The sequence below is a fragment of the Arthrobacter sp. NPDC057009 genome (assembly GCF_042673905.1).
Taxonomy (GTDB): Bacteria; Actinomycetota; Actinomycetes; order Actinomycetales; family Micrococcaceae; genus Arthrobacter.
In genome coordinates, this window is record NZ_JBHUSB010000015.1 from 19,612 (window position 1) to 42,881 (window position 23,270).

At 67.2% G+C, this 23,270-nt stretch carries 22 protein-coding genes and 1 riboswitch; of the genes, 21 read left to right on the forward strand and 1 reads right to left on the reverse strand.

Annotation, left to right across the window (positions count from 1 at the left end; genetic code table 11):
* The first annotated feature begins 8 nt into the window (after positions 1-8).
* The 10 genes from rpe to hisF all read left to right on the forward strand — a co-directional run bounded on the left by rpe (position 9) and on the right by hisF (position 7,684).
* A complete protein-coding gene (gene rpe, locus ACFTR6_RS15555) occupies positions 9-665 on the forward strand; it encodes a ribulose-phosphate 3-epimerase (RefSeq protein ID WP_377958538.1) in 657 nt (218 codons plus the stop codon).
* A 98-nt stretch (positions 666-763) separates the two neighbouring features.
* A riboswitch (FMN riboswitch) is annotated at positions 764-913 on the forward strand.
* A 95-nt stretch (positions 914-1,008) separates the two neighbouring features.
* Positions 1,009-1,719 (forward strand): nicotinamide riboside transporter PnuC, encoded by a 711-nt coding sequence (gene pnuC / locus ACFTR6_RS15560; protein ID WP_076797929.1) that lies wholly within the window; start codon positions 1,009-1,011, stop codon positions 1,717-1,719.
* A 50-nt stretch (positions 1,720-1,769) separates the two neighbouring features.
* Positions 1,770-2,891, forward strand: a complete 1,122-nt coding sequence (gene ribD, locus ACFTR6_RS15565; protein ID WP_377958604.1) for a bifunctional diaminohydroxyphosphoribosylaminopyrimidine deaminase/5-amino-6-(5-phosphoribosylamino)uracil reductase RibD — start codon at positions 1,770-1,772, stop codon at positions 2,889-2,891.
* A 3-nt stretch (positions 2,892-2,894) separates the two neighbouring features.
* Positions 2,895-3,584, forward strand: a complete 690-nt coding sequence (locus ACFTR6_RS15570; protein WP_087872622.1) for a riboflavin synthase — start codon at positions 2,895-2,897, stop codon at positions 3,582-3,584.
* Between the two features lie 89 nt (positions 3,585-3,673).
* Positions 3,674-4,345 carry a 3,4-dihydroxy-2-butanone-4-phosphate synthase gene (gene ribB / locus ACFTR6_RS15575; protein WP_076803448.1) on the forward strand — a complete coding sequence of 224 codons (672 nt, stop codon included), beginning with the start codon at positions 3,674-3,676 and terminating at the stop codon, positions 4,343-4,345.
* Positions 4,342-5,043: a GTP cyclohydrolase II gene (gene ribA, locus ACFTR6_RS15580; RefSeq protein WP_087872620.1), complete on the forward strand. Its 702-nt coding sequence runs from the start codon at positions 4,342-4,344 to the stop codon at positions 5,041-5,043. The genes ribB and ribA overlap by 4 nt, the downstream gene beginning before the upstream one ends.
* A gap of 18 nt (positions 5,044-5,061) precedes the next feature.
* Positions 5,062-5,544 carry a 6,7-dimethyl-8-ribityllumazine synthase gene (gene ribH, locus ACFTR6_RS15585; RefSeq protein ID WP_076797925.1) on the forward strand — a complete coding sequence of 161 codons (483 nt, stop codon included), beginning with the start codon at positions 5,062-5,064 and terminating at the stop codon, positions 5,542-5,544.
* A 135-nt stretch (positions 5,545-5,679) separates the two neighbouring features.
* Complete coding sequence (locus ACFTR6_RS15590; RefSeq protein ID WP_076797924.1) at positions 5,680-5,943, forward strand: phosphoribosyl-ATP diphosphatase; 264 nt, start codon at positions 5,680-5,682, stop codon at positions 5,941-5,943.
* A gap of 58 nt (positions 5,944-6,001) precedes the next feature.
* Positions 6,002-6,862 carry an ATP phosphoribosyltransferase gene (gene hisG, locus ACFTR6_RS15595; RefSeq protein ID WP_076797923.1) on the forward strand — a complete coding sequence of 287 codons (861 nt, stop codon included), beginning with the start codon at positions 6,002-6,004 and terminating at the stop codon, positions 6,860-6,862.
* 45 nt (positions 6,863-6,907) lie between these two features.
* On the forward strand, positions 6,908-7,684 hold the full coding sequence (hisF, locus tag ACFTR6_RS15600; RefSeq protein ID WP_377958539.1) for an imidazole glycerol phosphate synthase subunit HisF: 777 nt from the start codon (positions 6,908-6,910) through the stop codon (positions 7,682-7,684).
* A gap of 69 nt (positions 7,685-7,753) precedes the next feature.
* Here the strand turns inward: hisF and ACFTR6_RS15605 are convergent, their stop codons facing one another.
* The gene (locus ACFTR6_RS15605) at positions 7,754-8,398 is read right to left on the reverse strand and encodes a TIGR03085 family metal-binding protein (protein ID WP_076797921.1); all 645 of its coding nucleotides are present in this window, start codon (positions 8,396-8,398) and stop codon (positions 7,754-7,756) included.
* Positions 8,399-8,656: 258 nt separating this feature from the next.
* Between ACFTR6_RS15605 and ACFTR6_RS15610 the strand changes: the two genes are divergently transcribed.
* From ACFTR6_RS15610 to ACFTR6_RS15660, 11 genes are all read left to right on the forward strand, one after another.
* Positions 8,657-9,397, forward strand: coding sequence for a hypothetical protein (locus ACFTR6_RS15610; protein ID WP_377958540.1), 741 nt, complete (start codon positions 8,657-8,659; stop codon positions 9,395-9,397).
* A gap of 121 nt (positions 9,398-9,518) precedes the next feature.
* Positions 9,519-9,962, forward strand: coding sequence for a phosphoribosyl-AMP cyclohydrolase (gene hisI / locus ACFTR6_RS15615; RefSeq protein ID WP_377958541.1), 444 nt, complete (start codon positions 9,519-9,521; stop codon positions 9,960-9,962).
* Positions 9,963-10,021: 59 nt separating this feature from the next.
* On the forward strand, positions 10,022-11,599 hold the full coding sequence (locus ACFTR6_RS15620; protein WP_076797918.1) for an anthranilate synthase component I: 1,578 nt from the start codon (positions 10,022-10,024) through the stop codon (positions 11,597-11,599).
* Positions 11,599-12,234: a Trp biosynthesis-associated membrane protein gene (locus ACFTR6_RS15625; protein ID WP_377958542.1), complete on the forward strand. Its 636-nt coding sequence runs from the start codon at positions 11,599-11,601 to the stop codon at positions 12,232-12,234. The genes ACFTR6_RS15620 and ACFTR6_RS15625 overlap by 1 nt, the downstream gene beginning before the upstream one ends.
* A 97-nt stretch (positions 12,235-12,331) precedes the next feature.
* Entirely contained in the window at positions 12,332-12,616 is a 285-nt protein-coding gene (locus ACFTR6_RS15630; RefSeq protein WP_076797916.1) for an HGxxPAAW family protein, read from the forward strand.
* A gap of 2 nt (positions 12,617-12,618) precedes the next feature.
* A complete protein-coding gene (gene trpC, locus ACFTR6_RS15635) occupies positions 12,619-13,437 on the forward strand; it encodes an indole-3-glycerol phosphate synthase TrpC (RefSeq protein ID WP_377958543.1) in 819 nt (272 codons plus the stop codon).
* A gap of 94 nt (positions 13,438-13,531) precedes the next feature.
* A complete protein-coding gene (gene trpB, locus ACFTR6_RS15640) occupies positions 13,532-14,851 on the forward strand; it encodes a tryptophan synthase subunit beta (RefSeq protein WP_377958544.1) in 1,320 nt (439 codons plus the stop codon).
* Positions 14,848-15,666, forward strand: a complete 819-nt coding sequence (gene trpA / locus ACFTR6_RS15645; RefSeq protein ID WP_377958545.1) for a tryptophan synthase subunit alpha — start codon at positions 14,848-14,850, stop codon at positions 15,664-15,666. The genes trpB and trpA overlap by 4 nt, the downstream gene beginning before the upstream one ends.
* 8 nt (positions 15,667-15,674) lie before the next feature.
* On the forward strand, positions 15,675-16,937 hold the full coding sequence (gene lgt, locus ACFTR6_RS15650; protein WP_377958546.1) for a prolipoprotein diacylglyceryl transferase: 1,263 nt from the start codon (positions 15,675-15,677) through the stop codon (positions 16,935-16,937).
* A gap of 266 nt (positions 16,938-17,203) precedes the next feature.
* A complete protein-coding gene (gltB, locus tag ACFTR6_RS15655) occupies positions 17,204-21,820 on the forward strand; it encodes a glutamate synthase large subunit (RefSeq protein ID WP_377958547.1) in 4,617 nt (1,538 codons plus the stop codon).
* Positions 21,813-23,270, forward strand: coding sequence for a glutamate synthase subunit beta (locus ACFTR6_RS15660; RefSeq protein ID WP_377958548.1), 1,458 nt, complete (start codon positions 21,813-21,815; stop codon positions 23,268-23,270). Before gltB ends, ACFTR6_RS15660 begins: the two co-directional genes overlap by 8 nt.

The window sequence follows — 23,270 nt, forward strand, 5'->3', positions numbered from 1 at the left end:
GACCCCGCATGACGCAGTGCTGCATCAACCCCAGCATCCTCTCCGCCGACTTCGTGAACCTCGAAGCCGAGCTGCAGAAAATCAGCAACGCTGATTCCGTGCATGTGGATGTGATGGACAACCACTTCGTCCCCAACCTCACCTTGGGACTTCCCGTGGTCCAGCGGATCCAGGCGGTCAGCCCGGTGCCGCTGGACGCCCACCTCATGATTTCCGACGCCGACCGCTGGGCGCCCGGTTACGCGGACGCCGGCGTCGCTTCCGTCACGTTCCACGCTGAGGCGTCGATCGCACCGGTAAAGCTGGCACGGGAGCTGCGTTCCCGGGGTTCGAAGGCCGGGATGGCGCTGCGGCCCGCCACCGCGGTGGAGCCCTACCTGGACATGCTCTCGGAGCTGGACATGCTGCTGATCATGACAGTGGAGCCCGGCTTCGGCGGCCAGGGGTTCCTTGACCTCACGCTGCCCAAGATCCGCCGCGCACGCGCCGCCATCGAGGGATCGGGCGTGAACGTCGCGCTCCAGGTTGACGGCGGCATCACGGAGGAAACCATTGTCCGTGCAGCGGAAGCCGGCGCGAATGTCTTCGTCGCCGGGTCCGCGGTCTACGGGGCAGCGGATCCGTCCGAAGCCATCGACCGGCTGCGCAAGGCCGCCAGCGTCTAGCCTGAGCCATCCAGCAGGCCTCCATGACGGCCGCATGACGTTCTTGCAGCGGGAATAGCCAAGGCACCCGCCAAGTTGTGTCAGAATAGCAACACACAATACGTGCTCCGGGGTCGGTGTAAGTCCGAACCGGCGGTGACAGTCCGCGACCCGCGAGCCGGTGTTTCCTCTTCGGAAAGCCCGGCGGACGGTTGAGCCGGTGAAATTCCGGTACCGACAGTTAAAGTCTGGATGAGAGAAGCACGTACAGCTGTACTTGTGGCGTTCCAGTTCGCCGCTGCGTTTCGCTGTCGTATACCCCCGGAGCCGTCAGGGCTCTTGAGGGAAGGAACGACACAAGCGCATGGATATCCTGCGTTGGCTCTTCGAGGCACAGATTCCGGTGGGCGGATCTGTGCTGATTCTGCGCGAAGTGCTGGGAAACATCTTCGGCCTGGCCAGTGCGCTCGGCGGCATGCGGCGCAAGGTCTGGGCCTGGCCGGTGGGCATCGCCGGCAACCTCCTGCTCCTGACTGTATTCGTCGGCAACGTCTTCGGTTCCGCCACGCCTGCCACCCTGTGGGGCCAGGCCGGACGGCAAGTCATGTTCATCATCGTGGCCGTCTACGGCTGGCAGCGCTGGCAGCAGAGCCGCCGCGCGGCGGGGACCTCGACGGCGATTGCCCCCGCCTGGGCCAGCACCAGAACCCGGGTTGCGCTGGTGCTGGCGCTGGCGGCCGGAACCGCCGCCCTCACCCCGCTCTTCGACTCCCTCGGCTCCTACCCGCCCGTGTGGGCCGACGCCTGGACCTTCACCGGATCGCTGCTGGCCACCTACGGCATGGCCCGCGGCTGGACCGAGTTCTGGCTGATCTGGGTTGCCGTGGACATCGTGGGCGTCCCGCTGCTCTTCAGCGCCGGCTACTACGCCAGCGCCTTCATGTACCTGTTCTACGGCTTCTTCACCCTGGCCGGCTTCATCGTCTGGTGGCGGGCCTCCCGCACCCAGGCCCGGACGGCCGCCTCCGCCGTCAAGATCGAGACCGCCTTCCCGGACCCGGCGGTGTCCAAGTGACCGCCGCCCAGACGCCGGTAACGGCCTTCACTGCCGCCGAAACCGCCGCCATGGAAACCGCCCTGGAAGCCGCCCTGCAGGGTCCCCGGGGCGCCAACCCGCTGGTGGGCGCCGTCGTCATTGGACCTGACGGCCGCCAGCTGGTGACTGGGTACCACCGCGGTGCCGGCACCGCGCATGCCGAAGCCGACGCGATAGCGGCGGCGATCAGCACCGGCGTCGACCTTTCCGGGTCCACCATGGTGGTGACCCTGGAGCCGTGCAACCATGTGGGCCGCACGGGCCCCTGCGCCCAGGCCATCATCGACGCCGGGATAGCAAACGTTGTGTACGCCGTCGACGATCCGCATGACCCCGCCGCCGGCGGAGCCGCCACCCTGCGGGCCGCGGGGGTCAGCGTGCGCAGCGGACTCGCCGCCGAACGGGCGCTGGAGCTGAACCGCCGCTGGTTCCAAGCCGTCGGCGACAAGCGTCCCTTCGTCACCCTGCACATCGCCCAGACGCTCGACAGCCGCATCGCGGCCGAGGACGGAACCAGCCAGTGGATTTCCAGCCCGGAGTCCCTGGCCGACAACCACGGCCTCCGGAACCTGATCGACGCCATCCTCGTTGGTACCCAGACCGTGCTGGTGGACAACCCCCGCCTGACAGCCCGGGACGCCAACGGCGACGCCACAGGGAAGCAGCCGCTGCGCGCGGTCATGGGACTGCGCGACGTGCCGGAAGACGCGGCCGTCCGCGGCGATGACGGCAAGGTCCTGCACCTGCCCACCCGTGACCCGCGGGAGGCGCTCGACCTGCTGTTCGTCGCCGGCACCCGGCACGTCATGGTGGAGGGGGGCTCAAGGATCCTCAGCGCTTTCCTGGCCGAGGGCCTTGTGGACGAGCTGATCGTCTACCTGGCCCCCACGCTGCTGGGCTCCGGAACGCCGGCTTTGAACGGCCTCGGCATCGGAACCCTGGAGGACGCCCAGCGGTGGGACTGGGACCCGGCCTCCGGCGGCGCGGTCCAGTTCCTCGGCAGGGACCTCCGCCTGCACCTGCTCCCGGAGGAAGCCACGGTGCCTCAAACCCAAGACCCGCCCCCGGCGGCACACGCCGCAGGGGTGCAAGCTACGTCAACCGATTCACTACCTGCCCGCACAGCAGCGGGCACAGCCATGGGAGGCTAACTGATGTTCACCGGAATTATCGCCGAACAGGGGAAGGTCCTGTCCGTGGAGCGGAACGGGGAGACGAGCGCAACGCTGCGCCTGCACGCCCCGGGCACCGCGGAGGGGCTGCCGCTGGGCGGCTCGATCGCCGTCAACGGCGTGTGCCTGACCGCCACGGCCATCGACGGCAAGGACTTCAGCGTCGACGTCATGGGCGAAACCCTCATCCGTAGCACCATCGGCGAGCTTGCGGCGGGCGACCCCGTCAACCTCGAACGCTGCGTCCCCGCCGGCGGACGCCTTGACGGCCACGTGGTCCAAGGGCACGTGGACGGCGTCGGCGAACTGCTCGAACGCGAACCGCAGGGGAACTGGGAACGGCTGCGGTTCGGCGTTCCCCAGCGCCTGGCACGCTACATCGCGGAAAAGGGTTCCATCGCCATCGACGGCGTTTCCCTCACCGTCACGGCAGTCAGCCCGGCGTCGGAGACGGCGCCGTGGTTCGAGGTGGGGCTCATCCCCACCACCCTCGCAGACACCGGCCTCGGCGCGAAGCCGGCCGGCAGCAGGGTGAACCTTGAGGTGGATGTGCTGGCAAAGTACACAGAGCGGCTGCTCGCGTTCCGCACGGAAGGCCCGGCAGCCGGCATCGAAGGTGCTGCAGTTTCGGAAGCAGCTGCAGTCTCAAAAGCACAGGAGGTCCAGCGGTGAACGGCACCTTGAATCTGAACGGCGCACCGAATCTCAACGGCGCACCAAAACTCGACGCTGCGATTTCCGGCGACGTCACCTCCGGCACGATGACGCTGGACTCGATTGAGGACGCTGTCCGCGCCATGGCGGCCGGCCGTCCGGTGCTGGTGGTGGACAACGAGGACCGGGAAAACGAAGGCGACATCATCTTCGCCGCCCAGCACGCCACACCGGCGCTCATGGGCTGGACCATCCGGTACAGCTCCGGCGTCATCTGCGTGCCGCTCGACGGCGCCCGGGCCGACGCGCTGGAACTGCCGCCCATGGTGGAGGTCAACCAGGACGCGAAGGGCACTGCCTACACCGTGTCCTGCGACGCCGCCACCGGCGTGAGCACCGGCATCTCGGCCACGGACCGGGCCCTCACGGCCCGCATCATCGCCGATCCCCACAGCGGTCCGGAGACCCTGACCCGCCCCGGGCATATTTTCCCGCTGCGGGCCGTTAATGGGGGAGTGCGTGAACGCCCCGGCCACACCGAAGCGGCCGTCGACCTCTGCCGGCTTGCCGGCCTGGAGCCGGTGGGCGTGATTGCCGAGGTTGTATACGACGACGGGGAGATGATGCGGCTGGACGGCCTCCGGGTTTTCGCTGCCGAGCATGGCTGCCCCCTGATCTCCATTGAGGACCTGGTTGCCTATCTGGGAGCTGGCAACCGTGTATCTTCACAGGAGAGCACTTTGGAAGTCAGTCCGGCCGGAGAAGGGGAAACACGATGACGGCACCTCAAGCAGCGGAACCGAGCAGCAACGGACGGCAGCCGCATCCGGTGAGCAGCGGGCCCGTGGTCCAGCTGCCCACGGCATTCGGTGATTTCGTGACCCAGGCCTGGACCGATCTGGTGACCGGCGCCGAGCACCTGGCGGTCAGCTCCCCGAATCCTCCCAAGGACGGCAAGGCGCCCCTCGTGCGCCTGCATTCGGAATGCCTCACCGGCGATGTGTTCGGCTCCTACCGGTGTGACTGCGGCGAACAGCTCGCCTACGCCCTGGAGCTGATCGCCGAGAACGGCGGCACGCTGCTGTACCTCCGCGGCCAGGAAGGCCGCGGCATCGGGCTGGCCAACAAGATCAAGGCGTACGCCCTGCAGGAGGCCGGGTTCGACACCGTCGAGGCCAACGAACAGCTCGGACTGCCCGTCGACGCCCGCTGCTACAAGGCAGCGGCGCAGATTCTGGCCGAGATGGGCCTGCACGAGATCCGGCTGCTGAGCAACAACCCGGACAAGCAGAACCGCCTGGCTACGGCCGGCGTAAGGGTCGTCGAGATGGTGCCCACCGAGGTGCCGTCCCGGGAACAGAATCTCCGGTACCTGCAGACCAAGAAGGACCGCATGGACCACCTGCTGAACCTCGACACCGAGACCGCGGGGCTTCCCCGCACCGGCACCGATACTTTTGAACACGAACAAGACTGAACGGATCAGGACCACTTTATGAGCGGACACGGCGCACCCCAGATTGACCTCACCACCCTCGACCCCGCTGAAACGTCGCAGCTGAAGCTGGCGATCGTCGCGGCCAGCTGGCACACCCAGATCATGGATGGCCTCCTCGACGGCGCCCTGCGCGCTGCCAAGGACGCCGGCATCAGCGAGCCGACCGTGCTGCGCGTCCCGGGCAGCTTCGAACTCCCGGTGGCTGCTGCTCGGCTGGCGCCGCACTTTGACGCCGTCGTCGCACTCGGCGTCGTGATCCGCGGCGGAACGCCGCACTTTGACTACGTCTGCCAGGCCGCGACGTCGGGACTTACCGACGTGAGCGTCCGCACCGGTGTGCCGGTCGGGTTCGGCGTGCTCACCTGCGACACCGAAGAGCAGGGCCTGGACCGGGCAGGCCTGCCCGGATCCTCCGAGGACAAGGGGCATGAGGCCGTCACGGCCGCACTGTCCACGGCGCTGCTTCTTAAGAACTACTAAAACGTATTTCCCCAGTTCCAGGGCACGTGCGGGGACGCGGGCGCAAGCACACTCCGTGTGTAATCGCTCACATCCCCGCCGTCATGGAACTGCCCGACACGCGGGCCCCTGCCCGGAGCAAGTAGGCTGGAGGGCGTGAAGAATTTCGAGACGCTGTTCGCCGAACTGAGCGAGAAGGCAGCGACCCGCCCCGAAGGCTCCCGGACCGTCGCCGAACTGGACTCGGGAATCCACGGCATCGGCAAGAAGGTCGTGGAGGAAGCGGCCGAAGTCTGGATGGCAGCCGAGTACGAATCCGACGAGGCCGCGGCCGAAGAGATCTCGCAGCTCCTGTACCACCTGCAGGTCCTGATGCTCGCCAAAGGCCTCAGCCTGGAAGACGTCTACAAGCATCTCTAGCCGCCTCTGCGTGGCCCCGCTTGACTGACCCACCCTTCCAAACCAGAAAGACCTCCTAATGCTGCGTGTAGCCGTACCCAACAAGGGATCCCTGTCCGAAGCCGCCTCCGCCATGCTGTCCGAGGCGGGCTACCGCCAGCGCCGGGACAACCGTGAACTGGTCATGGTGGATCCGGACAACGACATCGAGTTCTTCTTCCTCCGCCCGCGGGACATCGCCGTGTACGTCGGGCAGGGAACGCTCGACGTCGGCATCACCGGCCGTGACCTCCTGCTGGACGCACAGGTGGAGGCAGAGGAACTGCTTCCGCTCGGGTTTGCCGGCTCAACATTCCGCTTCGCCGGCCCGGTCGGCGACTTCAGCACCGTGGAGGAACTCGAGGGCAAGCGCCTCGCCACCAGCTACGACGGGCTCCTGCGCGACTACCTCGCGGAACGCGGCATCAAGGCGAAGGTGGTCCGGCTGGACGGCGCCGTGGAATCCTCCGTACGCCTCGGCGTGGCGGACGCCATTGCCGACGTCGTCGAGACCGGCAACACCCTCAAGGCCGCCGGCATGGAAATCTTCGGTGACCCCATCCTCAAGTCCGAGGCTGTCCTCATCCGCCGCACCGGCGAGGGCGGCGCTGCCAACGGCACGGCCAAGGAGATCGACGTCCTGATCCGCCGCCTGCAGGGCGTCCTGGTGGCGCGGCAGTACGTGCTCATGGACTACGACATCCGCAAGGAACTCGTGGAGCAGGCCGCCGGCCTCACTCCCGGCCTGGAATCACCCACCGTCTCGCCGCTGCGCGATTCGGACTGGGTGGCCGTGCGCTCCATGGTGCCCAAGAAGGAAACCAACCGGATCATGGACGAGCTGTACGACCTCGGCGCCCGCGCCATCCTGGTCAGCAGCATCCACGCCTGCCGGATCTGACCCGGTTTCCCTCAGCACACCCCCAGCAGTACAACAGGAGAAGTCATGGCTGTATCCGTCCGCGTTATCCCCTGCCTGGACGTGGACGCCGGCCGCGTGGTCAAGGGCGTCAATTTCGAGGGCCTCCGCGATGCCGGTGATCCCGTTGAGTTGGCGCACCGCTACGACAACGCCGGCGCCGACGAACTCACCTTCCTCGATGTGACCGCCTCCTCCGGCAACCGGGAAACGACGTTCGACGTCGTCCGGCGCACCGCCGAGGAAGTGTTCATTCCACTCACGGTCGGCGGCGGCGTCCGCGGCGTGGCGGAGGTGGACAAGCTGCTGCGGTTTGGAGCCGACAAGGCCTCCATCAACACTGCAGCTGTGGCCCGCCCCGATGTCATCGACGAAATCACCCGGCACTTCGGTTCCCAGGTGCTGGTGCTGTCCGTGGACGCCAGGCGCACCCGCCCCGGATCCGAGCCCACGCCGTCGGGCTTTGAAGTGACAACCCACGGCGGCCGGCAGGGCACCGGGATCGATGCGGTCGCCTGGGCCAAGGAAGCGGCTGACCGTGGTGTGGGTGAGATCCTGCTGAACTCCATCGACGCCGACGGCACCAAGGACGGCTTCGACCTTGAGCTCATCCGGCTGGTCCGCGCCGCCGTGAAGGTTCCGATCATCGCTTCCGGCGGCGCGGGCGAGCCTGCGCACTTCCCGCCCGCCGTGCAGGCCGGCGCAGACGCCGTGCTTGCCGCTTCGATCTTCCACTGGGGCCCGGACGACATGATGGCCCAGGTCAAGACGGCAATCCGCGACGCCGGCTTCGAGGTCCGCTAATACCCAACTGACTCGCAGTTGTGGTCGTTTTGAGCGTTCAAAACGACAACAACTGCGAGTCAGTTTTTGTTAAAGCCCGACTTCGGCTGACTGGAGGAGGGCGACGGCATCCGGCTGGCCTTCGAAGGTGACCAGCGCGTGGCGCGTGCGGCCATGGGCGTGCATCAGCAGTTCGCCGGGTTCACCGACGATGGCTACGGAGACCGGTGCGCGCTTGGCGACGTGCCGGGGGCCGGAGGGGCTGACGAGGACGATGCCCAGGTCCACGCCGCGGTAGAGGATAGCTGCCCGCTTGACCAGTTCATCCCACAGGGCGTCCGAGTATTCCTCGTCGAGGGCCCGGGGCGCCCAGCGGTCAACGGCCCGGCGGACATCCTCGGTGTGGACGAAGTATTCGATCAGGTTGGAGCTCTCATCCAGCGCCTTGATCTTCATGGGGGACAGTGCAGGCGGTCCTGCCCGGAAAGAGTTCACGAGTTTGGCATAGTCGTCGGCCGTGGTGAGTTTTCCCGCCAGCCGGGCGGTTGCCTTGTCCGATGCCTTGGACAGGCTCTTGATGATCAGGCCCAGCCCGACGGCGGCCTTCCGCTCACGCAAATACAGGTGCGCTGCGAGGTCCCTGGTCTTCCAGCCCTTGCAGAGCGTGGGGGAGTCAGGACCGGCCGCCAGCAGGGTCTCGGCCAGGACTTCTCGGGACGGATCGACGAAATGCATCACTTGGAAAACTAGCACGTCCCCGGTGCAGTTGCGCAGTCTGTTGATGTCCGTGAATTTGTGCCCTGCCCGAAACGGGGGACCCTTCAAGAATTCCCAAGTTTTTTCCAAGCTGGCGCTCTAAGTATTTGCAGGGGGAGTGCACACGCAAACTGGGCTCCAGCGCACCATCAGACGCTTTTGGTCTGCTTCCGGGAGTGAACGGAAGGCTGCAGTGGAGCGAATAAGAAAACTCCATCTGTAGCGTGAGGAATTGCTATGAGCACTCTAAAGAAATTTGGCACACTGGGCAGCCTGGGGCTGCTTGTATCGGGCAGTCTGATCTTCGGTTCCGCGAACGCCGCCATGGCGGCAACGTGCCGGACGGGCCTCGCGGCACCGGCCAGCACCACCTTCACCGGGACGCTCGTCACGGCGACCAACTTCGAGGGAAACACCCTGTCGCCCTTTGTAAAGAGCACTGCAGGGACCGGAACCGTGGCTGTGTTCAGCCCCAAGGCGCACTCCGGAACATGTTCGGTTCGGATCCGGGCCACGGACACAGCAGGCTCGGTGGCGAACATGCGGCTGGCGCTGCCCGCGGGGACCAAACGGGCCAGCACGGACGCCTGGGTAAACATCACCACCGGCGGCCTTGCCGGCAACAACGTTCCGTACGTCCGGTTCTTCTCAGGTACGACGCGCGTGGCCGATGTCTTCCGCAACAACGCCAACGGACAGCTGTGGCTGCGGACCGCCAATCCCGGCGGCTCGGTAACGTATGTCAAGCTCCAGAACGCCAGCGTGCCGCTGAACACGTGGCAGCGCATCAGGATGCAGGTCCGCGCTGACGGCCCCCGGTCCACGGTTCAGATCTGGTTTGGGACTGTCCAGGTTTTCAACAGGACGGTGAATCTGCCCGCTACCGTCCTGAGCAGGGTCCAGTTCGGCGCAGAGCACGGGCGCCAAATGGGTGACAGCTACATCGACGACATCGTGGTGAAGCGTTCCGCTTCCTGACGGGTTTCTTTTCATTCAGATCACGGCTTTATTCAGATCACCGCACGGCCCGCAGGTGCCTCAGAGCCCCTGCGGGCCGTGCTTGTGCCAGCGTCCCGGGATGGGCACTAGACTTGACGTGATGTCTGAGCAGCCCGCCCCCACCCCCGCCACCGCCGCAACTGCCGGCGCCCCTTCCTCCGACGCCGGTCAGAGCCCTTTGCCGGGGAGCCCCCTGCCGGCCGAGATTGCCTCGGCGCTGAAGCGGGACGGCGCCGGACTCGTGGCTGCCATCGTGCAGCAGTTCGACACCAACGAGGTCCTCATGTTGGGCTGGATGGATGACGAGGCGCTGAACCGGACCATGACCACCGGCCGCGTGACGTTCTACTCACGCTCCCGCCAGGAGTATTGGCGCAAGGGTGATACGTCCGGCCACGTGCAGTGGGTCAAGTCGGTTGCCCTGGACTGCGACGGCGACGCCCTCCTTGTGCGGGTGGACCAGGTGGGCGCAGCATGCCACACCGGTACACGCACCTGCTTTGACGGCCGGGATTTCGACGTTGTGGCAGGTCCGGCCAACTAGCGGCCCACCTCACCCACCCAACAGGCTTTCACTCAAAAACAGACGGAGAACCAATAGCGATGCAGGACCTCGGAATCATCAGCCCTGGCCTGGAAGAATTCCGGGAACTCGCCGCCCACAGCCGGGTCATCCCTGTCCGGCTGAAGGTGCTGGCGGATGCTGAAACACCGATCGGGCTGTACCGGAAGCTGGCGCAGGGCCAGCCGGGCACCTTCCTCATGGAGTCGGCGGCTGTCGGCGGTGCCTGGTCCCGCTACTCGTTCATCGGTTCACGGTCCCGCGCCACACTGACCACCAAGGACGGAGAAGCGCACTGGCTGGGTGAGCCGCCGGCGGGTGTGCCCGTGGACGGAAACCCTGTTGACGCCATCCGCGACACCATCGAGGCGCTGCGAACCGACCGGTTCGACGGGCTCCCGCCCTTCACCTCCGGCCTGGTGGGATTCCTGGGCTGGGAAACGGTCCGACACTGGGAAAAGCTGACCAGCCCGCCCGAGGACGACCTGCAGCTTCCCGAACTGGCACTGAACCTCGTCACCGACATGGCCGTCCACGACAACATGGACGGCACGGTGCTGCTGATCGCCAACGCCATCAACTTCGACAACAGCTCCGAGCGGGTCGACGAAGCCTGGCATGACGCCGTCGCGCGTGTGAAGGAACTGCTGGCGCGCATCAGCACCCCGGTGCTCCAGCCGGTGTCCGTGCTGGAACCGGCCGCCCTCGATTTTGCCGCCAGCGTCCAGGAACGCTGGCACGAACCCGAGTACCTCGCTGCCCTCGACCGCGGCAAGGAGGCGATCGTGGACGGCGAAGTCTTCCAGGTGGTCATCTCGCGCCGCTTCGAGATGGAGTGCGGGGCGTCGCCGCTGGATGTCTACCGGGTGCTGCGCAACACCAACCCGAGCCCCTACATGTACATCTTCAGCCTCGAGGATGCCGCCGGCCGCGAGTACTCGATCGTCGGGTCCTCGCCGGAGGCGCTGGTGACCGTCACCGGCGAGGACGTCATCACGCACCCCATCGCCGGGTCGCGGCCCCGCGGCAAGACCGTGGACGCGGACAAGGCGCTGGCCGAGGAACTCCTCGCGGACCAGAAGGAACGCGCCGAGCACCTCATGCTGGTGGACCTCTCCCGGAACGACCTCTCAAAGGTATGCGTGGCCGGCTCTGTGGATGTCACCCAGTTCATGGAGGTGGAGCGGTTCAGCCACATCATGCACCTGGTCTCCACCGTCGTCGGACGCCTGGCCCCCACGGCCAAGGCTTACGACGTCCTTAAAGCCACCTTCCCGGCCGGAACCCTCTCCGGCGCCCCCAAGCCCCGCGCCCTGCGTCTGCTCGATGAGCTCGAGCCGCACCGGCGCGGCATCTACGGCGGGGTGGTGGGCTATCTCGACTTCGCCGGTGACATGGACATGGCCATCGCCATCCGTTCCGCGCTCCTGCGCGAGGGACGCGCATACGTCCAGGCCGGCGGCGGCATCGTGGCGGACTCCAGCAACCCGGCCGAGGCACAGGAAACCGTCAACAAGGCAGCGGCCCCGCTGCGTGCGGTCCACACCGCCGGTTCGCTGCACAACATCACGCCCGATTCGGTGAACACCCCCGGCCCGGTGGAAGAGGCAAACTCCTGATGGCGGGACCCGCAGGACCCGCCACACCGGCGAAGGCGCCCAGCAGGGTTCCGGGGTGGGCCCGCAAGTCCACCGTGGTGATGCTGATCGCGGCCCTTGCACTGGCGGCCTTCGGCACCACCACCCAGACCTGGCTGACCGTCCACCTCGACCCGCAGCAGCTGGGCCAGGCCGCAGGCAGCGAGGGCGGTCTTCAGGTGCAGGGGAGCAAGGCTGCCACAACCGTCACGGCCCTGGCCCTCGTCGCACTGGCGGGCGGTCTCGCGGCGTCCATCGCGGGAAAAATCGGACGCTGGATCATCACCGCCATCATCGTGCTCGCAGCTGCCGGCATCATCGCCGCTGCCGCGACGGTCCTCGCTGATCCCCTCGCCGCGGCCCAGGGATCCATCGCCGCGGCCACCGGGGTCTCGGGAGGCAGCGCGGACGTGAGCGTCAGTGCGTTCCCGGTGCTCGCCGTCGTCGCAGGTTCGCTGCTGGCCGTGTGCGGCCTGCTGGTGGTTCCGGCGGGACGGTACTGGAAGTCCCGCACCAGGTACGACGCCGCCGCGGCCGGTCCCGCAGGCCAGCAGACCGGTCCCGTGGACGAGATCGACAGCTGGGACAGGCTCTCCCGGGGCGACGACCCCACCTGAGCCGGCGGGTCATGCAGGCACGCACCCCGGCCGCGATGCCGAAGGCCGCGGCAAAAAATGGCAGAATGTAAGCAGTATTGATCCTGAGGAGATTCACATGAGCAAAGCCACTGTTTCCGGTACAAAGCCCGCGGCCCCCAAGCAGCACCACGGCATCGACCACAGCATCGACCTCGGCCACGGCAACAGCCCGGCCGCCTGGACCTGCGTCATCGTCATGCTCATCGGCGCCCTCATCGCCTCCATCGCCTTCGTGATCGCGAACACCCCGATCTTCTGGAGCGGCATCGGCGTCATGGTCCTCGGCCTGCTGGCCGGCTTCATCATGCGCAAGGCAGGCTACGGCGTAGGCGGCAGCAAGATCAAGAACTCCGGCCACTAACCGTGACGGTTCTCGACGACATCAACGCCGGTGTCAGGGAGGACATGGAGGGGCGCAAGCGCCTCGTGTCCCTCGCGGAACTGAAGGACCGTGCCCTGGCGGCTGCTCCTGCCCGGGACGCCTGGGCTGCGCTCGGCGGCGCCTCCGCGGACCGCGGCGAGCTCAAAGTCATCGCCGAGATCAAGCGCCGCAGCCCCTCCAAGGGCGACCTCGCCAGCATCGCGGACCCCGCGTCGCTGGCCGTTCAGTACGCCGACGGTGGAGCCGCGGTGATCAGCGTGCTCACCGAGCAGCGCCGGTTCAACGGCTCGCTGGCCGACCTGGACGCCGTCCGCGCCCGGGTGGATGTCCCGCTGCTGCGCAAGGACTTCACGCTGGACGAGTACCAGATCTGGGAAGCCCGCGCGCACGGCGCGGACCTCATCCTGCTGATCGTCGCCGCCCTGTCGGACCAGCAGTTGCGCGAATTCAGTGCACTGAGCCGTGAGCTCGGCATGAACGTGCTGGTGGAAACCCACACCCCGGACGAAGTGGAGCGCGCGGTGGCCACCGACGCCCGGATCATCGGCGTCAACGTCCGCAACCTTAAGACGCTCGACGTCGACCGCTCCGTTTTCGCCTCACTCGCCGGCAGCATTCCTTCCGGTGCCGTGGTGGTGGCGGAGTCGGGCGTTCGGAACGCCGACGACGTCGCGCACTACGCGGCACATGGCGCCAACGCCATCCTCGTGGGGGAGGCGCTCGTCAGCGACGCCACCCCGCGTGAACGCATCGCGGAGTTCACAGCGGCCGGGGCCGCGGCCATCGCCGCCCGGGCCTGAGCTCCCACCCACCCGTGGTGCCGTCTGTCCGCACACCGTGCGGGCGGATGGCGCCTGACATCGAACAGAAAAAGTGAACAGGATGGTGAGACTGATGGCCGACGCGCCAACAGCCGGCTCTGACCAGGGCTCGGTGGACGCATTCCTGCAGGGAGGCCGCTCGCTGCGCCACGCCCCGGGACCCTACTTCGGCGAGTACGGCGGCCGCTGGATGCCTGAGTCACTGATCGCCGCCCTGGACGAGCTCGAGGACACCTTCGAGAAGGCCAAAGCCGATCCCGAGTTCACCGCCCAGATCGCGGAGCTGAACAAGAACTACTCCGGCCGGCCCTCGCTCCTGACCGAGGCCAAGCGCTTTGCCGAGCACGCCGGCGGTGTCCGGATCTTCCTCAAGCGCGAGGACCTGAACCACACCGGCTCACACAAGATCAACAACGTGCTGGGCCAGGCGCTGCTTGCCAAGCGGATGGGCAAGACCCGGGTCATTGCCGAGACCGGCGCCGGGCAGCACGGCGTGGCCAGCGCGACGGCCGCGGCGCTGCTGGGCCTGGAATGCGTGGTGTACATGGGCGCCGAGGACTGCCGCCGGCAGGCGCTGAACGTGGCGCGGATGGAGCTCCTGGGCGCCACCGTCATCCCCGTCACCAACGGGTCGCAGACCCTGAAGGACGCGATCAACGAGGCTTTGCGCGACTGGGTGGCCAACGTCGGCAACACCCACTACCTGCTGGGCACGGCAGCCGGAGCCCACCCGTTCCCGGCCCTGGTCCGCTACTTCCACGAAGTCATTGGCGACGAGGCACGCGAGCAGATCCTTGAGCAGACCGGCCGGCTGCCGGATGCCGTCTGCGCCTGCATCGGCGGCGGCTCCAACGCCATCGGCATCTTCCACGGCTTCCTGGACGACCCGTCCGTGAAGATCTACGGTTTTGAGGCCGGCGGCGACGGCGTCGAGACGGGCCGCCACGCGGCCACCATCACGCTGGGCCGGCCCGGCGTGCTGCACGGTGCCCGGTCCTACCTCATGCAGGACGACGACGGCCAGACCATCGAGTCGCACTCCATCTCCGCCGGGCTGGACTACCCCGGCGTCGGGCCGGAACACTCCTACCTCGCCGACATCGGACGCGTCAGCTACGAGCCGATTACGGACAGCGAAGCCATGGACGCCTTCCGGCTGCTGTGCCGGACCGAGGGCATCATCCCCGCGATCGAGTCCTCCCACGCCCTCGCCGGCGCCATCAAAGTGGGCCAGCGGCTGGCGGCCGAAGGCGGCGACGCCGCTGAGAAGATCGTGATTGTGAACCTGTCCGGCAGGGGAGACAAGGACGTGGCAACCGCCGCGGAATGGTTCGACCTGCTGGAGAAGGACTCGGCCGAGGCGACCATCGGCAAGGAAGGGGAGCAGCTGTGACCACTGCACAGAACTCCGGCAAGCAGATCACCAGCAAGTCGGCTATTGCCATCGACAAGGCCCGCGCGGAGGGCCGCGCGGCCCTCATCGGCTACCTGCCCGCCGGGTACCCCAGCGTCGAAGAGACGATCGCCGCCGGCATCGCCCTGGCACGCAACGGCGCCGACCTGATTGAGATCGGCATCCCCTACTCGGACCCGGTCATGGACGGCCCGGTCATCCAGGCGGCCACCACTGAGGCGCTGGCCAAGGGGTTCCACGTCCGGCAGGTCTTTGACGTCGTCGCCGGCATCACCAGCCAGACCGACGCCGCCGTCCTGGTCATGACGTACTGGAATCCCGTGATGCGCATGGGCGTGGACGAGTTCTCGCGGCGCCTGGCCGAGGCCGGGGGAGCGGGGCTCATTACTCCGGACCTGATTCCTGACGAGGCGGCCGAGTGGATGGAAGCTTCGGAGAAGTACGGCCTGGACCGTGTCTTCCTGGTGGCGCCTTCCTCCACCCCTGAGCGGATGCGCCGGACCGTGGACGCGAGCCGCGGCTTCATCTATGCCGTCTCCATCATGGGCGTCACCGGCGCACGGACGGCCGTGAGCGATGCTGCCAACGGTGTGGTGGCCGCGGCCAAGGCGGCCGGAGCGGAGCGCGTGTGCGTCGGCCTCGGCGTATCCACGGCGGAGCAGGTGGCGGAGATCGCCGCCTACGCCGACGGCGTGATTGTCGGCTCGGCGCTCGTGGCAGCCGTCCGCGACGGCGGAGTGGACGCCGTCGCCAAGCTGACCAAAGACCTCAGTACCGGACTGACCAGGAAGTAACCGCAGCCATGCAGACGCTCCTCACCGCAGCCACGCTGGTACAGGCCGGCCTGCTTCCAGCCGGCATGGTGCCCGCAAGTATTCCGAGCCCGGACTGGTCCGGATTCGACATTCCGCTGCCGTGGGGATCGCTCCGCATCCACGCCTACGCCCTGTGCATCCTGGCGGGCATCGTCGTCGGCCTGTGGCTGACGTCCGTCCGCTGGGCCAAGCGGGGGGCGCCTGAAGGCAGCGTCTGGGACATCGCCATCTGGGCCATCCCGTTCGGCATCATCGGCGGCCGGCTCTACCACGTGTTCTCGTCGCCGGACGCGTACTTCGGTCCGGGCTTCGACGGCACCGGGGACCTGTCGCTGATCCCACAGATCCAGCGCGGCGGCCTCGGAATCTGGGGCGCCGTGGTGCTGGGTGCCTTCGGCGCCTGGATCGGCTGCCGCCGCGCCGGGGTCAAGCTCACGGCGTTCATGGATGCGGCAGCCCCCGGGCTGCTGCTGGCGCAGGCCATCGGCCGGTGGGGAAACTACTTCAACCAGGAACTCTTCGGCGGTCCCACCACGCAGCCCTGGGGCCTCCAGGTGGACGCCGACAACGCCAACTTCCCGGCCGGCTACCCCGCCGACACCCTCTTCCACCCCACGTTCCTCTATGAATCACTCTGGAACATCGCGGGGGTGCTGATCCTCCTGGCGCTGGACCGGCGGTTCCACTTCCGCCGCGGCCGGCTCTTCTGGCTGTACGCCATGTACTACACGCTGGGCCGGGTCTGGATCGAGGCCATGCGGATCGACGACGCCGAGCAGATCAGCCTGTTCGGCATCACCACCCGGCTGAACGTCTGGACCAGCATCTTCGTGTTCATCGCGGCTCTTGCCGTATTCATCATGCTGGGGCGGCGCAAGGGCGGCAACCCCGACAGTGTCTACCTGCCGGGCCGGGAGCCCGCCGCTGTGGCGGCTGGGAAGGCCGACGGCGACCAGCCGGCCAGCGCTGAAAATGAGGGTTTGGCAGCTGGTTCGGAGACGCCACGCGGCTCCGCTTCCGCTCCGAATGTGACCGGCCATCCAGCCCGTGATACGGACGCCGTTGTCTCAGATAGTGAATCGCGTGGTAATCTCCCTGATAACCAAAACGGTTCCGGGCTAGCTTCTGCCCAAACGGAAGCAGTCCCGGCATCCACCGGCGGCACCCCAACCGCCGCGGAGTCGCGGAACACCGGAAAGCCCGGTGGCACAGACACCGGAACCGCGCCGGACGCCGACAGCTCGCGCTAGAAGGCACCGGTACCCAGGGCAGCAGAGAGTTACCGCTCGGAGCGCCCACCACCACAACGTCGTGGCAGAGGCAACTCCGGTCAGCATAGAGCTGCTGGCGGGGTCAAGCCCGGGGCAGAAGCCTGTGTAACTGTTAGTTCTGCAGGTAGGCCTGCCCTACAATTTCCAGTAAGCAGTAACACTTTGTTGTGCCCATCACAGTGGCGCGCTGAGTGGGGCCAACGTTGTCCCTTCCATACGCACGATCAGGAGGAAGGACGTCTCCCATGACCCAAACTCTTTCAGGCCCCAGCTGGTCCGAAACGAACCAGCCGGACGCCGCCATGTCGCCGTTCAAGCGGTTCGCGGCGCTCCCAGAGGCATCCGGGCTCTACAACCCGGAGCAGGAGAAGGACGCCTGCGGTCTTGCGATTATTGCCACGCTGCGCGGTGAGCCCGGCTACGACATCGTCGAGGCAGCCCTGACGGCCCTGCGCAACCTCGAGCACCGCGGCGCCGTCGGCGCCGATGAGGGAACGGGCGACGGCGCCGGCCTCCTGATGCAGGTGCCGGACGAATTCTTCCGTGCCGTCACCGAATTCGAACTTCCGGCTCCGGGGCAGTACGTGGTGGGTACTGCCTTCCTGCCGGCTGAGCAGCGCGAGGCCGACGCCGCCAAGGCAGGCATCGAGGCCTTGGCTGCAGATGAGGGCCTGACGGTCCTTGGCTGGCGTGAAGTTCCCGTCGTCGCCGACCTGGTCGGAGCCATGGCGCGCGCCTGCATGCCGTACTTCTCCCAGCCGTTCTTCGCCTCCACAACCGGCGAGCAGCTGGACCGCAACGACCTGGACGGCCGCGCCTGGCGCATCCGCAAGCGTGCCCAGAACAAGTTCGGCGTCTACTTCCCGTCGCTGTCCTCGCGGACCATCGTCTACAAGGGCATGCTCACCACCGCCCAGCTGGAGCCGTTCTACCCGGACCTTTCGGACAAGCGCTTCAAGACCAAGCTGGCGATCGTCCACTCCCGCTTCTCCACCAACACCTTCCCGTCCTGGCCGCTGGCCCAGCCGTTCCGCACCATCGCCCACAACGGTGAAATCAACACCGTCAAGGGCAACCGGAACTGGATGCGCGCCCGCCAGTCGCAGCTCGCCAACCCGCTGCTGGGCGACTCGCCGGAAGAGCTGTTCCCGATCTGCACCCCCGGTGCCTCCGACTCGGCCTCCTTCGACGAAGTGGCCGAACTGCTGTGGCTCTCCGGCCGCCCCATCACGCACGCGATCATGATGATGATCCCCGAGGCCTGGGAAAACCACGCCACGATGGATCCGGCACGCCGCGCGTTCTACGAGTACCACTCCCTCCTGATGGAGCCGTGGGACGGTCCGGCCGCTGTGTCGTTCACCGACGGCAACCTCGTGGGCGCCACCCTTGACCGCAACGGCCTGCGTCCCGGCCGCTACTGGATCACCGAGGACGGCCTCGTCGTCTTCGCCTCCGAGGTGGGCGTGATCGAGGTCGAGCCGTCCAAGGTGGTCAAGAAGGGCCGCGTCTCGCCCGGCAAGATGTTCCTCGTCGACACCGAGGCTGGCCGCATCATCGGCGATGACGAGGTCAAGGCCGAGGTCGCCGCGGCCAACCCCTGGGCCGAGTGGGTCAAGGACAACCTGATCGACCTCAACGAGCTGCCCGAGCGCGAGCACGTGGTGCACACCGCCGCGTCCGTGAACATCCGCCAGCGCACCTTCGGCTACACCACCGAAGAGCTGAAGATCCTGCTGGGCCCGATGGCCCGGACCGGCGCCGAGCCCCTGGGTGCCATGGGCTCCGACACCCCGGTGGCCGTGCTGTCCAAGCGCCCGCGCCTGCTCTTCGACTACTTCGTGCAGTCCTTCGCGCAGGTGACCAACCCGCCGCTGGATGCCATCCGTGAAGAGCTGGTCACCTCCCTGACCTGCGCCATCGGCCCGAACGGCAACCTCCTGGACACCAAGCAGGTGCGCCAGCCGCAGGTCTCGCTGCCGTTCCCGGTGATCAACAACGACCAGCTGGCAAAGATCGCCTACATCGAAAACGCCGACGGCGACAAGGTGGCCATGCGGGTCCGCGGCCTCTACCGCCCCGAGGGCGGCGAAGCCGCGCTCCGCGCACGGCTCACCGAAATCTGCGAGCAGGTTTCCGGCGCCATCAACCGCGGCGTGCAGTACGTGGTCCTCTCCGACCGCGACTCCAACGCCCAGTGGGCACCGATCCCGTCCCTGCTGCTGGTCAGCGCCGTGCACCACCACCTGCTGCGCAGCGCCAACCGCACCAAGACCGCCCTGGTGGTCGAGGCGGGCGACGTCCGCGAGACGCACCACGTGGCCGTGCTCATCGGTTACGGCGCGTCCGCCGTGAACCCGTACCTGGCCATGGAATCCGTCGAGCAGCTCATCGCTGCCGGCGACGTGGTGGGCGTAACCCCGCAGGACGGCGTCTACAACCTGATCAAGGGCCTCGGCAAGGGTGTCCTGAAGATCATGTCCAAGATGGGCATCTCCACCGTGGCGTCCTACACCGGCGCCCAGACCTTCGAAGCGCTGGGCCTGGGCCAGGAGCTCGTCGACGAATTCTTCGCCGGCACGCACTCCCAGCTGGGCGGCGTGGGCCTTGACGTCATCGCGGCCGAGGTGTCCGCGCGCCACCAGATGGCCTACCCGGAGGGCGGCATTGAACAGCCGCACCGGCCGCTGCTCGGCGGCGGCGAGTACCAGTGGCGCCGCGACGGCGAGCCGCACCTCTTCAACCCGGAGACGGTGTTCAGGCTGCAGCACGCCACGCGTGAGCGCCGCTATGACATCTTCAAGGCCTACACCAAGGGCGTGGATGACCAGTCCGAGAACCTGATGACCCTGCGCGGTCTGCTCAAGTTCAAGGACGGCGTGCGCCCCGCCGTGCCGCTCGAGGAAGTCGAGCCGGTCTCCAGCATCGTCAAGCGCTTCTCCACGGGTGCCATGAGCTACGGCTCCATCTCCAAGGAAGCACACGAGACCCTCGCGATCGCCATGAACCGGCTGGGCGGCAAGTCCAACACCGGTGAAGGCGGCGAGGACGTGGAGCGCCTGCTCGATCCCGAGCGCCGTTCCGCCGTCAAGCAGATCGCCTCGGGCCGCTTCGGCGTCACGAGCCTCTACCTGACCAACGCCGACGACATCCAGATCAAGATGGCGCAGGGCGCCAAGCCCGGCGAAGGCGGGCAGCTGATGGCCCAGAAGGTCTACCCCTGGGTTGCCCGCACCCGCCACTCGACCCCCGGCGTCGGACTCATCTCCCCGCCCCCGCACCACGACATCTACTCGATCGAGGACCTCGCACAGCTCATCTACGATGCCAAACGCGCGAACCCCTCTGCCCGGGTGCATGTCAAGCTCGTCTCCGAGGTGGGCATCGGCACAGTTGCCGCCGGCGTTACCAAGGCCAAGGCCGACGTCGTGCTTGTTTCCGGGCACGACGGCGGTACCGGCGCCTCGCCGCTGAACTCGCTCAAGCACGCCGGTGTGCCGTGGGAGCTGGGTCTCGCAGAGACCCAGCAGACCCTCATGCTCAACGGCCTGCGCGACCGCGTGGTGGTGCAGGTGGACGGCCAGCTCAAGACGGGACGCGACGTCGTTATCGCTGCCCTGCTCGGCGGTGAGGAATTCGGCTTCGCCACGGCTCCGCTGGTGGTTGAGGGCTGCATCATGATGCGTGTCTGCCACCTGGACACCTGCCCGGTCGGCGTCGCCACGCAGAACCCCGAGCTTCGGGCCCGCTTCAGCGGCAAGCCCGAGTTCGTGGTCAACTTCTTCGAATTCCTGGCCGAGGAAGTCCGCGAGATTCTCGCGGAGCTTGGTTTCCGGAGCATCGAGGAAGCGATCGGCCACGCCGAGGTGCTGGACACCCGCGACGCGATCAGCCACTGGAAGGCCGAAGGCCTGGACCTGGATCCGATCCTGCACGGCCTCGAGTTCGACGACGATGCCCCGCTGCGGAACCTGACCGGCCAGAACCACGAGCTGGACAAGCACTTCGACCAGCGGCTGATCACCATGGCCGCCGAGGCACTGACTGACCGTGCCCCGGTGAAGATCACCGTTGACGTGATCAACACCGACCGGTCCGTCGGCACCATGCTCGGCCACGAGGTGACCAAGAAGTTCGGCACGGACGTGTTGGCCACGGACACCATTGACATCACGCTGAACGGCACGGCCGGCCAGTCGCTGGGCGCCTTCCTGCCTGCCGGCATCACGCTGCGCCTGTACGGCGACTCCAATGACTACGTGGGCAAGGGCCTCTCCGGCGGCCGGATCATCGTCCGCCCGGACCGCACCAACGTGTTCCAGGCTGAGCGGAACGTCGTGGCCGGCAACGTGATCGGCTACGGTGCCACGAGCGGCGAGCTGTTCCTGCGCGGCCAGGTGGGCGAACGCTTCCTGGTCCGCAACTCCGGCGCCACGGCTGTTGTTGAAGGCATCGGCGACCACGGCTGCGAGTACATGACCGGCGGCCAGACGCTGATCATCGGCCGCACCGGCCGCAACTTTGGCGCGGGCATGTCTGGCGGTACGGCCTATGTGCTGGACCTCGACAGTGCCCGGGTCAACAAGGAAGCCCTGCAGTCCGGCGAACTCCAGCTCCTCGAGCTGGACGCCGAGGACCGCGACATAGTCCACGGCCTGCTGGTCAAGCACGTGGAGGAAACCGAATCCCAGCTGGCCGCGCGTCTGCTCGACAACTTCGACGACACCGCTGCCCGCATAACCAAGGTGCTGCCGCGCGACTACGCCGCAGTGCTGCAAACCAGGCTTGACGCCATCGAAGAGGGCCTCGACCCCGACGGCGAAGAAGTTTGGTCTCGAATCCTGGAGGTGACCGGTGGCTGACCCACGCGGATTTCTGAAAGTACGTCAGCGTGAAACCCAGCCGCGCCGTCCCGTTCCGGTCCGCATCATGGACTGGAAGGAAGTGTACGAGGCCCAGGAAAAGGGTGTCCTGAAGAGCCAGGCTGGCCGCTGCATGGACTGCGGCGTGCCGTTCTGCCACCAGGGCTGCCCGCTGGGGAACCTGATTCCCGAGTGGAACGACCTCATGTGGCGGGACAAGGGCGAGGAAGCGATTGAGCGGCTGCACGCCACCAACAACTTCCCCGAGTGGACCGGCCGGCTCTGCCCCGCCCCGTGCGAGGCGTCCTGCGTGTTGGGCATCAACCAGCCTGCCGTGACCATCAAGCAGGTCGAGGTGTCCATCATCGATGAGGCCTTCGACAACGGCTGGGTCAACCCGCTGCCCCCGCACCGCCTCACCGGCAAGACGGTCGCCGTTGTCGGTTCCGGCCCTGCCGGCCTGGCGGCTGCGCAGCAGCTGACCCGGGTGGGCCACACCGTGGCCGTATACGAACGGGACGACAAGATCGGCGGCCTGCTGCGCTACGGCATCCCCGACTTCAAGATGGAAAAAGAGCAGGTGGACCGCCGGCTCGAGCAGATGAAGGCCGAGGGCACCCGGTTCCGCACCGGCGTCGCCGTAGGTACGGACGTCACGTGGGAGCAGCTGCGCCGCCGCTACGACGCCGTGGTCATCGCCACCGGTGCAACGGTGCCGCGTGACCTGCCCATCCCGGGCCGCGAGCTCGAGGGCGTGCACTTCGCCATGGATTACCTGGTTCCCAGCAACCGTGTGGTGGCGGGGGAGTCCCCGGAGAACCACATTGACGCGCGCGGCAAGCACGTCGTCATCCTGGGCGGCGGCGACACCGGTGCTGACTGCATCGGCACGGCGCACCGCCACCAGGCAGCATCGGTGACCACGCTCGCCATCGGCAAGCAGCCGCCGCTGGAGCGCGCCGGCCACCAGCCGTGGCCGACGTTCCCCACCCTCTTCGAGGTGGCCAGTGCCCACGAGGAAGGCGGCGAGCGGACGTACCTCGCCTCCACCGTTGAGTTCGTGGGCGAGGACGGCAAGCTAACCGGTGTCAAGGTTGCCGAAACCGAATTCGTGGACGGCAAGCGTCTCCCCAAGGCCGGCACCGAGCGGATCATCCCCGCCGACCTGGTGTTCCTGTCGCTGGGCTTCACCGGTGCAGAACCCGCCGGCATCACCGAACAGGTCAACGCCGAGTTCGACGGCCGCGGCAACGTGGCCCGTGACGGCTACTACATGACCAACACGGAGGGTGTCTTCGTGGCAGGCGACGCCGGCCGCGGACAGTCCCTGATCGTGTGGGCCATCGCAGAAGGCCGTGCGGCCGCTGCCGCGGTGGACAAGTTCCTGATGGGCAGCACCATCCTTCCTGCACCTGTAGCTCCGACGGACCGCGCCATCGCAGTCCTGTAA